Raw genomic sequence first — 13,545 nt, 5'->3', positions numbered from 1 at the left:
GGAACCCTGTGACTTTAGTCATGGGAGGTTCAGTTCCAGATACAGTACTTTTCAAAAAATCATAATGTATTAGTATGGGACGCTCCTGCTCATGGAAAATCAAGACCTTACTTAGATTTTTCCTATTCCAACTTGGTAGAAGAATTGAAAGTAATTTTAGATAAACAAAATATGAAAAAGGTTGTACTTATTGGACAGTCAGCAGGGGGATTTGTGGCACAGTCTTTTATTGTAAAATATCCAAATATGGTAGAAGGACTAATGATGATTGGAACTTGTCCATATGGAACTGACTATTATAGTAAATCAGATATTTTCTGGTTAAAGCAGACCAAATGGATGTTAAGGTTATTCCCAGATAAACTGTTGCGAAATATAATGTCCAAGATGTGTGGAGCTACGTCTGAAGGTAGAGGGAGTATGCTGAAAATGTTAGAGGGCTATGAAAAGAAAGAACTATGTCATCTTATGTATTTAGGATTTGCTGGTTTCATACCAGAAATTCAAGATTTAAATATACATTGTCCAGTTTGTTTAGTGGTTGGAGAAAAAGACAAGACGGGTAAAGTGAGAAAATATAATGAGCAGTGGCACAATAAGACTGGGTATCCATTACATATTATAAAAGATGCTTCACATAATGTAAATGTCGATAAACCTAACGAATTAAATCAAATTATGGAGATATTTATTAAACAATTATAGTATGTAAAAACTGCATATCCATCAGGTAAATTATGTAGTATATGTAGTTATAGAAATAAATATGTAAAAAAACTACTTAATACTTAAAAAGTGGGTTTGTCCAGAGTGCACAGCAAGAGATATATATAAATGCTTAGTATAAATAGCTTAAAAGAAGGATTAAGACTAGTGGAGATAGAACAGCCATTAGAACCTGTGAATGATTAGTGTAAAAGTACTATCAAATAGGAATCTCCATATTTAAACCTTATCAAAAGTAGTTAGGGTGTAGTAGCTTAAAACTTAAAAACTATATAAAGGAATTAGGTATAAGAGAATGATTGAGAGTATACCAGCAAAACAAATTTTACAAAAAGTGAAATTTGATAATACAGGATGGTTTGGAATTGACTATAATATGAATCTATATCGTGGTTGTCCTCATGGATGTATATATTGTGATAGCCGTAGTACGATATACAACATAGAGGATTTTGACAAAGTTAGATATAAGGAAAATGTGATAGAAATTTTAAGTAAAGAATTGCGTTCAAAAAGAAAAAAAGGAGTAGTAGGTATTGGAGCTATGTCTGATACATATAATCCTTTTGAAAAGAAACTTTGTATTACAAAGCAGGCACTGGATTTGATTTCGGAAAATCATTTTGGTGTGTCTATTGATACCAAAAGTAGTTTGGTGGTTAGGGATATACCAATTTTGCAGAAAATTAAAAAAAATAATTCTGCTATTGTAAAGTTAACTATAACCACTGCAAATGACGAATTGTCAAAGAAGATAGAACCTTATGTAAATCCAAGTTCTGTACGATTTGAGGCAGTAAAAGAACTTAATGATTCTGGAATTTTCTGTGGTATATTATTAACTCCCATGTTACCATTTTTGACTGATAATAAAGATGAAATACGAGCAATTGTAGAAAAAGCACATAAGGCTAATGCAAAATTTATTTATTGTATGTATGGCGTAACAATGCGTAGTGGTCAGAGAGAGTTTTTTTATAAGCATTTAAGAGATATACATCCAAAATTGGTACTTCAGTATCAAAAAACATATGGTTTGAACTATGTGTGTACTATACAAAATAAAGATTCTTGTGAGAAGTTATTAAGAGAAGAATGTGCACGTTATGGTATTTTGACGGATATGAAAGATATTATAAAAGCGTACAAGAGGTCGGAATCATATACTCAAATAAAATTTTTTTAAGATAGACTTTGGATAGGATATTCTAGGTGATTGCTAGTATTGATATTATAGATAATTGCTAATGCTGATATTCTAGGTAATTGCTAATATTAATATTCTAGGTAATTGTCACTATAGTTTTAAAAAAGTAAAAAAAATCAAAATGAATTAAATGTGTATTGTAAGAGGTTTGTTAAATTAAGGTTTGAGTAAAGTGAGGGGGTGAACTTATGATAGAAATAAAAACTATAAAAACAAATAAAAAAGGTCAAATTGACCTTTTAATGTTAGCTGACCCATGTGAAGAAATGATTGATAAATACCTTGATAAAGGTACTATGTACGCTTTGTATGATAATGAAGAACTTACTTGTATAGCAGTTGTAAATGAAATTTCCAAAGAAATATGTGAGTTAAAAAATATTGCTACATATGAGCATTTTCAAAATAGGGGTTATGCGTCAAAAATGATTTATCATCTTTTAGATGTTTATAGTAAAAAATATTCATCAATAGTTGTTGGTACAGCTGAAAGTGGAGTTCCCTTTTATGAGAAGTTTGGGTTTGTTTATTCACATAAAATTAAAAACTTTTTTGTAGATAATTACCCAGAACCAATCTTTGAGGGTGAATTGCAATGTGTTGATATGTTGTATTTATCATATAGCTTTTAGAGAGGACAATATTTTTAGGCAGATATAATTAATTTATTCATATAATTATTGGAATTATAATTTATAAATTATGTATAATAAGAATATAACTTATTTAGAAACTGTTATATTGTGTTAAATTCAAATAAGATATATAATAACTTGTTTATTTTGAATTTTGGAGGAATAACTATGGATTCAAATAATAATACTATAAAATCAACTGTTAAAAAGGGGATTTCTTTTGGTTCTTGTTTAGCAATGATTATTTCTTATACTGCATGGAAATCTATCCCATGGGCTATTTTTCATGGCTTAATGAGTTGGGTATATGTACTTTATTATTGGATTAAATATATGTAGATTAAGATAATAAATAAGTATGTAATATTGTGAAGTTTAAGAAAGCAAATGTAAGGGGTGTCTCAAAATGAACTTTTTAGTTTATGAGGCACTCTTTTTTGTATTAAATAAAATATATTTTCATCACTTAAACAATGAAAAAGGATTTATCTCTACTTTAAAACAGTTCCCTATATTTACTCATTTATCAACAATAGTTTTAAAAATAAAGATATTCAAAAATCTATTGTAATCTAAGTATTTCTCTTTAAAGTTTTAATTTTAGTAATGATATATGAGTTTATCACACTCTTATTTCAATAATACAAATTTTTATTTAGAAGTGCAGACTTTGGTATGAAGAAATGGACATAATAAAAAAGAGGTGTTGATATGAGAGAAAAAACCTAGACTTGATATTTTAGCTGAAGATGAAGAAAGTAATCATATAAATATTGAAATGCAAAGAGCTCTTGAAGATGATTATTTGGAAAGAGCTGAATATTATCTTAGTCGTGTACATGGTAGAAAATTAGAAGAAGGTAAAGAATATAAAGAAATTGGAAAAACAATTGGAATACATATACTAAATCATGTAAAATATAATCACATAGAAGATTATGTAAATTGTATGAGATTAACAATGGATGGACATCCAGATATTTTTTCTAGTAAAACTGCATTATATTTTATAGAACTTCCCAAAATTCATAAATCCAGTTATATAGCAAACAGAGTTCTAATATGGGGTAAGCTTATTGACAACCCTTCTCATATAGATATTAGAATACTATCTAAAAAAGATTCTGTTATTAAAAAAGCACTTGATAGATTAAAAGAATTAGGCAGTAATGAAGCATATTTATTAAATTTAAAGAGAGGTGCATATATTATGAATAAAAGTAGAAATTTTAAAGAAGAAGTTTTTAAAGAAGGTATTGAAAAAGGCATTGAAAAAGGGAAAAGAGAAGAGAAATTTAATATCATTATAAAGTTAAAAAATAAAGGATATAATTTGAGTGAAATATGTGATATTATAGATGACTTGAATAAATCAGAGGTTGAAAAAGTCTATAATCAAAACTAATACTATAATTGATACAGTATTATATAAATTAATATAATTAGGTAATAATAAGGTGTTTGTATCCTTATTATAATGATTTGCCACAAAGTTACTTCCTTTAAATTTCAATCAATATAAAAATTTGTTATTTAAATATGGTAGATACGAAGAGATATATAAATAAAGGAGATGATTCAAAATAAAAATTTGAATTATCTCCTTTTTGTAGAAAAAGAAAGGGGTTGACTTATATATGAAGTTTTATACTATACAGACTTTGGAATTTTGGAACAACAATAAAAACAATAAGTATCTATTAAATAATTATTCTCTTATATTAGAAGATTTTGAAATTCCATATAAATGGATGTATAGTCAAATGATAGAAAGAATACCTAAATTTGATAATAGTATGATATGGGTTTGGCCGAAGAGACCTGATTTAAGATGTAGTGGATACTTAGAGAGAGGTTCAAAAGGTGTTTTACTTGAACTAGAAATAAATAAAGAGAATGTATTGTTATCGGATTTTGATTTATGGCATTTACCTTTAATGGATATTACTGTAGAGATTTATGAAGATGAACAAATTGAAAAGATGGTAAGTTGGCAAAGGATATTTGACTTAGAATTATGTTCAAAATTAAATGAAGTGAATATAGAAGATTTAACCTTGCAAGGAGTGACATCTAAAGTGCCTTTATCTAATGTCAGATTAATAAAAGAATTTATTGCAAAATGATATTTTTGTTGAAATTTATTTAAAAAAGTTATATATTTATAACAAGAGGTGTTATAAATATATAACTTTTTAAGGAGGATTTTATATGTCTAAACAACAAACTGGTATTAAATCAACACTTATTTCAGAAATATTGGGAATTTCTTATTGTATTGGAGCTACATTAGTAAATAAGTATTTTTTTAAAGGAAGTAGTATTGAATATATTCCTATAATTATTTTGGTATTAGCCATGGGAGCTCAATGGGTCTATGATAAAAAGCATGATGACTTAATTGATGAATCATCTAAATGTATACTATCAAGGGTTAATGATATTGCAATAAAATTATTGTTTTTTTCTGTAGCTATAGTATCTATATTTCTTGTAAATCTGGACGTAAATATGTCAAATTTAAATATAGGAATGTCTTTATTAGTTATTTTGCTTATTCAGTCCTTGTTGAAGTTAGTTCTATTTATATATTTTGACAGAAAGGGGATATACAATTAGGTGTCAGTATTATTAAAGACAAAAATTAAATCCTATAGAGAAAAGAGCCTTATGACACAAGGTGAACTTGCAAAGTTAGTAGGAGTAAGACGTGAAACTATTGTACATTTAGAAAATGGTCGCTACAATCCTTCTTTAAAGTTGGCAATGGATATTGCCAAGGTATTTGATACGACTGTAGAAGAGTTGTTTGAATTTGTTGAAGAAAATAATATTTAAATTTCATTTATTATTTATGTATTAGAGAATGAATTAATAGATAAAAAATTCAAGTTTATGTATTAGAGAATGAATTAATTATAGGTAAAAAACCAAGCTTATAGATTAGAGAATAAATGACTTATAGGTAAAAAACTAAGCTCGTAGATTAAAGAATAAATGATTTATAGATAAGAAGTCCATGCTTATAAGCCAGAAAATGAATAGTTTAATAGATTAAAAAATACATATTTGTGAATTATAGAATGAATAACTCCATAAACTAGAAAATTTATAATAATATCTATATGAAAACTAGAAGTATTTTATCACAAAAAAATTAAGTTAAATAAATATGAAATTACTTCCAAATATACTTCCAAAAACATGTAATCGCATATATAATATAATTATAAAAATAATAAATATTTTTATAGTAGTAGTTAATTATTAATAAGGAGGGGTCAAAATGCCTAGTATGATTATGGAAGTTGTAGGAGTACTATTTATAGCTATTGGATTAATCTTGACATTCATTGAAATAAAAGGAAATTTCCCTTCTTTTTATGGTTTTGGTCAAAATGCTATAGGGAAAAATGCTGTAGGTATTATAGCAGCAGGAATTGCTTTAATTTTCTTCAGAAATGGCATAGAAAGCATAGATTCTATAGCTACTTATGGAATATTTTTAGCTGTAGAACTTGTTGTAATAGCTGTATATTTCTTAGTAAGAAGAAAATTTGTTAAAGAAGATAAACATTTAAGAACTAATTAACTAAATTATCTACTATAAAATTGGAGGATTAAAAACAAATAAAAGTTTGTTTTTAATTATTTAAAATCAAAATTTGATTATTTTTAAGAAACTATGTTCTGTATAAAGCTAGAATGTGGTTTCTTTTTTATGTATAAAATAATTTTTTAGTAAAAGTTAAAAGTTATTTTATAAGATAAATGATACTATACAATATGCAAATTATGATGTGTAAACTCCTTAGAATTTTGACAATTAAAGTTGAGATAATAGATAATGAATTTCTTTTTTAATTTAATGATTCAGAGTTATAATGCTAATTGTGTTTTTGTATCTAATTTAATCATTCACATCTATGAGATTGACTGATTTTTATATCTATTTAATGTAAAATAATTAATTTTAGATGTTAATAAAAGAAAATTATGTATATTTTATATAAAGATAAGATAGTATACCACGTTTTAGTCGTTTTTCCAGTAAAGCTTATTGAAAAGAAATTTAACCTAAAAGAGTATTGCTGGAGTGCAGATATAATATCATAAGCAGTTATTTATTGACAACCATTTTTAATAAATATATCATTTGAAGTATATTGACAAAAAGGAGTTGAACAATAATGGAAATCTTATTGGTTGAAGATGATAAGAATATTCGAGAAATGGTATACGATTTTTTGATGAGTGAGAATTATTCTGTTAAAATAGCCATTGACGGAAATACAGCTATTGAAATATTTAAAAATTATTCATTTGATATTATTTTGCTGGATTTGATGTTACCAAAGTCTAGTGGTTTTGAAGTCTTAAAGTACATACGAAGTGTGAGTGTTGTTCCTGTTATTATTACTACTGCGAAAGATAGCGACACAGATAAAATGCTAGGACTTAATCTTGGTGCAGATGATTATATTACAAAGCCCTTTTCAATCGTAGAATTGCTTGCAAGAATTAAAGCTAATATTAGACGTGCAACAGTGTATAGCAGTTCAAGAAACTCTCAAGATATGGTTATTCAGTATAAAGATTTGATTATAAACATATCAAAATATGTAGTTTCAAAGAATGGAATTGACTTAAACTTAACACATACAGAATTTGAAATTGTTAAATTACTAGCGACTAATCAAGGACGTGCTTTTTCAAAGGAACAATTATACAACACGATTTGGAAAGAACCTTATTATGGAAATGAAAATGTGCTAAATACTCATATTAACAGGTTAAGAAATAAATTGTCTGATGGTATGGAAAAAAATAATTATATTAAAACTCTTTGGGGAATTGGCTACAAAATGGAGGAAGAATAATGGAGTTATTTTTAGTTGTAATTTCGATTGTACTATTTACTCTCTACTTAAAAGAACGAAATAAGTCAAAGAAAATGGAAAGTGATTATAAGTATATCAATTCAAGACTTCGTGACATAACAAATGATGATGAAATTAATTATATTTTAGTACCATCTGATATTTCGATTGTAAAAGAAACAGCAGTAGATATAAATAAACTTCTTGAAAAGTTTTACAGCAGGCAAATTAATTATAATAGAAGTGAAAAAGCGATATTGCAAATATTTACAAACATATCACACGATTTACGAACTCCCATCACAGTATTAAAGGGTTATATTGAAATGCTATATCTTCAAAGTCAAAAAGAAGAATTATCTTCTTCAATGAGAGCAACTGTGGAAAAAATGCAAACAAATTCAAATGAGCTTGTTAATTCAATAAATAACCTGTTTAATATGGCAAAAATCCAATCTGGAGATATGATATTAAATCTTCAAAAATCCAATCTAACACAATTATGTCATGAGATTATTTTAGAGTTTTATGATTTGCTAGATAAAGAAAACTTTAATGTTGAAGTTAATATTGAAGATAGACCTATATATGCAAATGTTGACACAGAAGCATTACAACGTATACTCAAAAATTTAATTGATAATGCTATAAAATATGGTTCAGATGGTAGATTTTTAGGGATTTCACTATATGAAAAGGAAAAACATGTTTTTATAGATATTGAGGATAAAGGTTCAGGTATTTCTGAAACTGAAAAAGAGCATATTTTCACAAGAGCTTATACTGCTGACAGAAAAAAAGGCAATGGTTTAGGTTTGGCTATTTCTCAAGGGCTTGCAAACTCTATGGGAGGTTCAATTTATGTAAATAGTAGACCTAATGTAAAAACAGTTTTTACGGTAAAATTGAAAAGTTAGAAAAAAGTTAGATTTAAAAGAGAGAAAAGATAATTTTATTTTGTATACTGTTTTTAGAAAGGAGGGAGTATGATGAACTATATCATAGAGACCCATCAATTAGAGAAAATATATAAAGATAAAGCTGTTGTTAATGCTGTTAATATTCATGTGAAAAAGGGAGAAATTTATGGATTTGTTGGACCAAACGGGGCAGGTAAAAGTACAGTAATGAAAATGTTGCTAAATCTTGTTAAGCCAAATTCTGGAGAAATAGTTATGTTCGGTAAGAAAGTGGCAGAAACTGATTTTGAAATATTAAAAAAGATTGGTACTATTATTGAAAATCCTTATTTCTATGAGAATTTGACTGCTAAACAGAATCTTGATTTACACTGTGAATATATGGGTTATTATAACAAAGAACATATATCAGAGGTATTGGAATGTGTCGGATTGTCAAAGCAATCAAACAAGAAAGTTTCAAAATATTCTTTAGGGATGAAACAACGTCTTGCAATAGCTAGAGCAATTCTTACTAAACCAGAATTATTGATTCTTGATGAACCTATAAATGCACTCGACCCAGAGGGGATAAGAGAAATGCGAGAATTATTCCGTAAGTTAAATACAGATTATGGAATAACTATATTTATTTCTAGTCATATTCTTTCAGAGGTAGAACAAATTGCGGACACTATTGGAATTATTCAAGATGGTAAACTTATTAAAGAAATTTCTATGTCAGATATACACAAATATCAAACAGATTATGTTGAAGTAGATGTAGATAATGTGGAGCTTGCTGGATACTTGTTAGAAAAAGAATTTGGAATAAAAGACTTTAAAATTACTTCGGAAAGTTGTATTGAAATATATGATTTACGAAAAGATGTAAAAGAAATATCCAAAATATTTATTCAAAATCAAATTGGTATAAATAGCATTGGACGTAAACAAAGTTCTTTAGAAGATTACTTCTTCCAAACTACAGGTACAGGAGGTAAAGAAACACTATGATACATTTAATGAAACTAGAGCTAAAAAAAGTTGGGCTAAAAAGATATTTTTTATTTTCAATACTGGGGATTTTCTTATGTATGTTTTTTGTCTTTACTGGATTGAATGATAAATCTACTTCAATATATGATTATGATGTTACATTTAGGACAATCAGTTTAGTTTTCTGTTTTTACTATATTATATTATTTGCTGTGTTGAATGTGGCATATATAATAAATGAATATACAAATAAAACAATCTTGATTTTATTCTCTTATCCACTTGACCGTAAAAAACTTATTTTATCAAAGTTACTTTTGATTACGACTCTTATGATATCATCAATGATAGTTGGATATATCTGTTGTTTTACATTCGTTGTTGTGTTGGATAAGTATTTTAATTTAGTTATTGGAGATTTTCATATTTCAATTTTATCTTATTGGATACCAGGAGCAATTAAAAGTATTATTGTATTTTGCTCATTAGGTATATGGACATTCGTTGTTGGAATGATAAGAAAATCAATACCTGTTACCCTTGTCAGTTCAATTATTTTTATCAATTTAAGACAATTTATTTTAGCTGGTACAAATACAACTCAAGACAGTTTGATTTCTGTTTTTATTATAGTTGGTATAACTGTGATTGGTATATATTATATACTAAATCATAAAGTTGCTGAAATTGACTAGATACTATTGATAGGAAGGTAGTTATTAATTGTATCTTCTTGGGATAATAATGATTTGCTATTATATCAGCTATTATTAATATTATTAGAGTTTTAATAATATTAATAATAGCTATATATTTTTTCTTCTTATTTATAAATTTAATGATTTATAGTCATAAAATGAACTCTAAGAAGAGATAAAAATACGTTTTATATGTTTTTAGATTAATATAAAATATCACAATGAAATGTTGTACAAAGTGATATATAATAATTATATGAACTATAAAATTGACTAAACTTATTGACTAATAAATTAGATGAAAAGTTGAGACTTACTGAAAATAAATACAATGAAATATATACTACAAGTATTAAATTAAATCTGAACTTTACATACTATTAGAATAAGTATTATAAGATTATAATGATTTAAAAATATTAAAATAATTGAGGTGATAACATGAACAATTCCTTTTTAGATAAATTGATTGAGACAAAAGAACTTAAAAATTCACTTTATAATGTGTTAAAACACAATTTTCTTTATCATTCTAATAAGATAGAGGGCAGTACTTTTACTACTGAAGCATTAGCACTTTTACTCGATAAGAATGTTGTTACAGGAAGACATACTTTAGATGATGTACAAGAAACTGTTAATTCTAGTTATGTATTTGATACAATAATTGACTCACTGAAAGAGAAAATAACACATAATTTCTTAAGGAATCTACATTCAAGTTTAATGTTCAATACAACCCTACATTCCAGGGGGATGTCTGGTATATATAAAACTATACCAAATATGATACTAGGAACTGATGTAAGCATAGCACAACCATTTGAAGTTGAGCCAAAGCTTGATGAATTAATTGAATGGTACTATAGTCAGAGTGAAGTATCTATTAAAGTTATAGCTGAATTTCATTATAGATTTGAATTGATACATCCATTTCAAGATGGTAATGGTCGCATAGGTAGATTTGTTATGCTAAAACAAATGTTAGAAAATAATCTTCCTATAAAAATTGTATCTTGGGATAGTGAGGACTTGTATAGAAACTCCTTAAATTCTTGTAGTTTAGGTAATTATGTCCCTTTAATTGAATATTTATCAAGTTTAGATGATTTTAGAGAAGTATATAAAATGTTATGGAAATAATTGTTTGTAGCAAAAAAATATGTTTTTTATACAATTATGTTTTTACTTATGGTATTTAATGTTAATTTCTTAGTTATTTTTAGTTTGAACTATACCCATTATTTTAACTATATAAAATAGTGGGTATAGTTCAACCAGTTTTTTATAACTATTTTTACGTATCTTAATTGTTTTCTAATAGGGGAACAGTTCATAAAACTAAAAGTGGTTTTTAATTTTATTATTTATAATTTGCCATTACATCAGAAAAATGCTTATCATTATAATTTTCATAAAAGGTACCTATTTTTTTCAATTAACTAAATCAATTCTATTAGTCTTAATCTTTCATATTTCAAATTGATAATACAAGAAAATAATAAATAAAAAGGTGCTATACTTTATGTAACATATTATTCAAATTATTAAGAGATAGTAAACATTTATAGTTTAATTTGTAGTACAATAGCATGATTTGCAGTACAATGATTTAATCTATAGTATAATAACATGATTTGCAATGCAATGGTTTAATATTATACTTCTACAGTAAATATGGACTGCATTATTGAAAGAATACATATTCCAACAGGAAAACAGAAAAAAATAACACAAACAGGTTCAATAGTAAGAATTTTACATGTCTTATAATACTTCAGTTGAACCATATATTTTAAATTTTATTATTATACTAATAAAAGCTGGTTTATCTTTAGATATAAATGATTTGAAGAAAGTGGGAAGTCCAGTACAGATTTTAATGTATATAATGATTATTAGAATTGATTTTGTGAAATTATTATTGTAATATTTAACTATATAGATAAAGAATTGGAGTGATAACCATGTATTTAAAAAAATTATCAAAATTAGAGTTAGCTATTATGAAATTTATTTGGAATTTAGATATAAAAACCAATTCATATGAGATTATTGATTATATGAAAGAAGAACATAACTTATCAGAAAAAGTTGCTTTAAAAACTTTAGCAAAATTATCAAAGAAAAGATTTTTATATGTTCAAGAAACAAGCAAATGTATCTATTATACAGTTGCAGTCAAAGAAAGGGCATATCTCGAATTTATATCAAAAAATGTGCAGAGTCTTTTGAAGAATAATTTTATAAGGAATTTATTAGTGTCATTTCATGAAGAGAAGTTAACAGAGGAAAAGATAAAGTCGTTAGAAAACTGGGTAGTAAATTGGGAAGAGGCTTGTATATAATATAATTTATAGTCTAAAAAGAGTTTTGTAATAGTTTATTTACAATTATAAAACTCTTTTTAACTGTGTAGATTTAATTTAAAATAATTTTGATTAAAAAATAGCTACGCACACTTATGAATTTAGTCATGGGAGGTTCAGGCTAACTATAATACTCAAAGCAAATAATTAAATTCAACTAGAACAAAAATGAATACATTATAATGAGCTAGAAATTTGTTTCTTTATAATTCCTATGCCCTTGATGAAATGATATAGAAACTTCAAATAAAATAGAAAACACACTATATAAGAACTAATAAAAGGAGGTTTTACAATATGAAAAACGAGATAGTAGTTATTGCTCCTTCTAAGCTATTTTCAGATACAGTATATGAAGTACTTGAAGAACTACATATAAAAATTCCATCATACATTGCTACAGGTAAAGAAACCATAGAACTAGCAGATAATCTAATTAACTTAGGCACTAAAGTAATAATTACTCGTGGTCAAAATGTTGATTTATTGCGTAAACATGTTTCAATCCCTATAGTAGACGTTGGATATAAATACGAAGACATATTTTATTCATATAAAAAAGCACTTAAATATTCTTCAAAAATAGGATTTATAGGTCTAGAATCATCGTATAAAACGGCTAAACGATTCAAAGAAATATCAAATTTCGATTTAGAAATACCTAAGTTAAATTCTCTTTATGAGTTTGAACATACAATAAAAAAATTAATTTATAATGGCACTGAAATTTTTATAGGTGGCAAAACAACAAAAGAAATCACTTCTAAGTATAATAGACCTTGTATAGAGACTGAAGTTGAAAAGTCTTCTATTCATGCATCTATCAATGAAGCAATTCATCTATATAATATAGGAATTGAAAAGAGAATAAATAACTCTATTACAGAAGAAATTTTAGAATGTACCCATAGTGGTATAATTGCTATTGATAAAAATCACTCACCACTTTTTATAAATAATCAAGCAAAAAGGTTACTATTTAACCAAGTTGATAAATTTATAAAAGATTATCTAACTTCTGGTGACATCTTAGACTCACTTAAAAATGGACATTCTCTATGTAACAATATAATTAGTTTTAAAGGTTCTTCTCTTACATTTGATTAAAAAATAGCTACGCACACTTGTGACT

Annotated in this window: 15 protein-coding genes and 1 pseudogene; all 16 read left to right on the top strand. The window is 26.2% G+C overall.

Features of this window, described 5'->3' with window-relative positions; genetic code table 11:
* Window positions 1-39: 39 nt before the first annotated feature.
* The gene (locus KGF39_RS17655) at window positions 40-705 is read left to right on the top strand and encodes an alpha/beta fold hydrolase (RefSeq protein ID WP_227823293.1); all 666 of its coding nucleotides are present in this window, start codon (window positions 40-42) and stop codon (window positions 703-705) included.
* 316 nt (window positions 706-1,021) lie between these two features.
* Window positions 1,022-1,912, top strand: coding sequence for an SPL family radical SAM protein (locus KGF39_RS17650; RefSeq protein ID WP_054272567.1), 891 nt, complete (start codon window positions 1,022-1,024; stop codon window positions 1,910-1,912).
* 209 nt (window positions 1,913-2,121) lie between these two features.
* Window positions 2,122-2,565 carry a GNAT family N-acetyltransferase gene (locus KGF39_RS17645; RefSeq protein WP_227823291.1) on the top strand — a complete coding sequence of 148 codons (444 nt, stop codon included), beginning with the start codon at window positions 2,122-2,124 and terminating at the stop codon, window positions 2,563-2,565.
* Window positions 2,566-2,736: 171 nt separating this feature from the next.
* Window positions 2,737-2,907 (top strand): hypothetical protein, encoded by a 171-nt coding sequence (locus KGF39_RS17640; RefSeq protein WP_054272569.1) that lies wholly within the window; start codon window positions 2,737-2,739, stop codon window positions 2,905-2,907.
* Between the two features lie 376 nt (window positions 2,908-3,283).
* Window positions 3,284-3,973, top strand: a pseudogene (locus KGF39_RS17635) (Rpn family recombination-promoting nuclease/putative transposase); the annotation flags it as partial.
* 232 nt (window positions 3,974-4,205) lie between these two features.
* A complete protein-coding gene (locus KGF39_RS17630; protein WP_227823290.1) occupies window positions 4,206-4,694 on the top strand; it encodes a DUF3841 domain-containing protein in 489 nt (162 codons plus the stop codon).
* Between the two features lie 85 nt (window positions 4,695-4,779).
* Window positions 4,780-5,187, top strand: a complete 408-nt coding sequence (locus tag KGF39_RS17625; RefSeq protein WP_227823289.1) for a hypothetical protein — start codon at window positions 4,780-4,782, stop codon at window positions 5,185-5,187.
* Complete coding sequence (locus KGF39_RS17620; RefSeq protein WP_227823288.1) at window positions 5,188-5,406, top strand: helix-turn-helix transcriptional regulator; 219 nt, start codon at window positions 5,188-5,190, stop codon at window positions 5,404-5,406.
* A gap of 448 nt (window positions 5,407-5,854) precedes the next feature.
* Window positions 5,855-6,160: a hypothetical protein gene (locus KGF39_RS17615; RefSeq protein WP_054272573.1), complete on the top strand. Its 306-nt coding sequence runs from the start codon at window positions 5,855-5,857 to the stop codon at window positions 6,158-6,160.
* 598 nt (window positions 6,161-6,758) lie between these two features.
* Window positions 6,759-7,448, top strand: a complete 690-nt coding sequence (locus KGF39_RS17610) for a response regulator transcription factor (protein ID WP_227823287.1) — start codon at window positions 6,759-6,761, stop codon at window positions 7,446-7,448.
* A complete protein-coding gene (locus KGF39_RS17605; protein WP_227823286.1) occupies window positions 7,448-8,365 on the top strand; it encodes a sensor histidine kinase in 918 nt (305 codons plus the stop codon). The genes KGF39_RS17610 and KGF39_RS17605 overlap by 1 nt, the downstream gene beginning before the upstream one ends.
* A 72-nt stretch (window positions 8,366-8,437) precedes the next feature.
* Window positions 8,438-9,364, top strand: coding sequence for an ABC transporter ATP-binding protein (locus KGF39_RS17600; protein ID WP_227823285.1), 927 nt, complete (start codon window positions 8,438-8,440; stop codon window positions 9,362-9,364).
* Entirely contained in the window at window positions 9,361-10,041 is a 681-nt protein-coding gene (locus tag KGF39_RS17595) for an ABC transporter permease subunit (protein ID WP_227823284.1), read from the top strand. The genes KGF39_RS17600 and KGF39_RS17595 overlap by 4 nt, the downstream gene beginning before the upstream one ends.
* A 444-nt stretch (window positions 10,042-10,485) precedes the next feature.
* On the top strand, window positions 10,486-11,187 hold the full coding sequence (locus tag KGF39_RS17590; RefSeq protein WP_227823283.1) for a Fic family protein: 702 nt from the start codon (window positions 10,486-10,488) through the stop codon (window positions 11,185-11,187).
* 824 nt (window positions 11,188-12,011) lie between these two features.
* On the top strand, window positions 12,012-12,392 hold the full coding sequence (locus KGF39_RS17585) for a BlaI/MecI/CopY family transcriptional regulator (RefSeq protein WP_227823282.1): 381 nt from the start codon (window positions 12,012-12,014) through the stop codon (window positions 12,390-12,392).
* A 318-nt stretch (window positions 12,393-12,710) separates the two neighbouring features.
* Entirely contained in the window at window positions 12,711-13,520 is an 810-nt protein-coding gene (locus KGF39_RS17580; protein WP_227823281.1) for a PrpR N-terminal domain-containing protein, read from the top strand.
* The last annotated feature ends 25 nt before the right edge of the window (window positions 13,521-13,545 follow it).

It is taken from the genome of Clostridioides sp. ZZV14-6345 (genome assembly GCF_020657775.1).
In the GTDB taxonomy this organism is placed as follows: domain Bacteria; phylum Bacillota; class Clostridia; order Peptostreptococcales; family Peptostreptococcaceae; genus Clostridioides; species Clostridioides difficile_D.
Note: the sequence above shows the minus strand (reverse complement) of the source record. Positions and strands in the feature narration are given on the sequence as shown.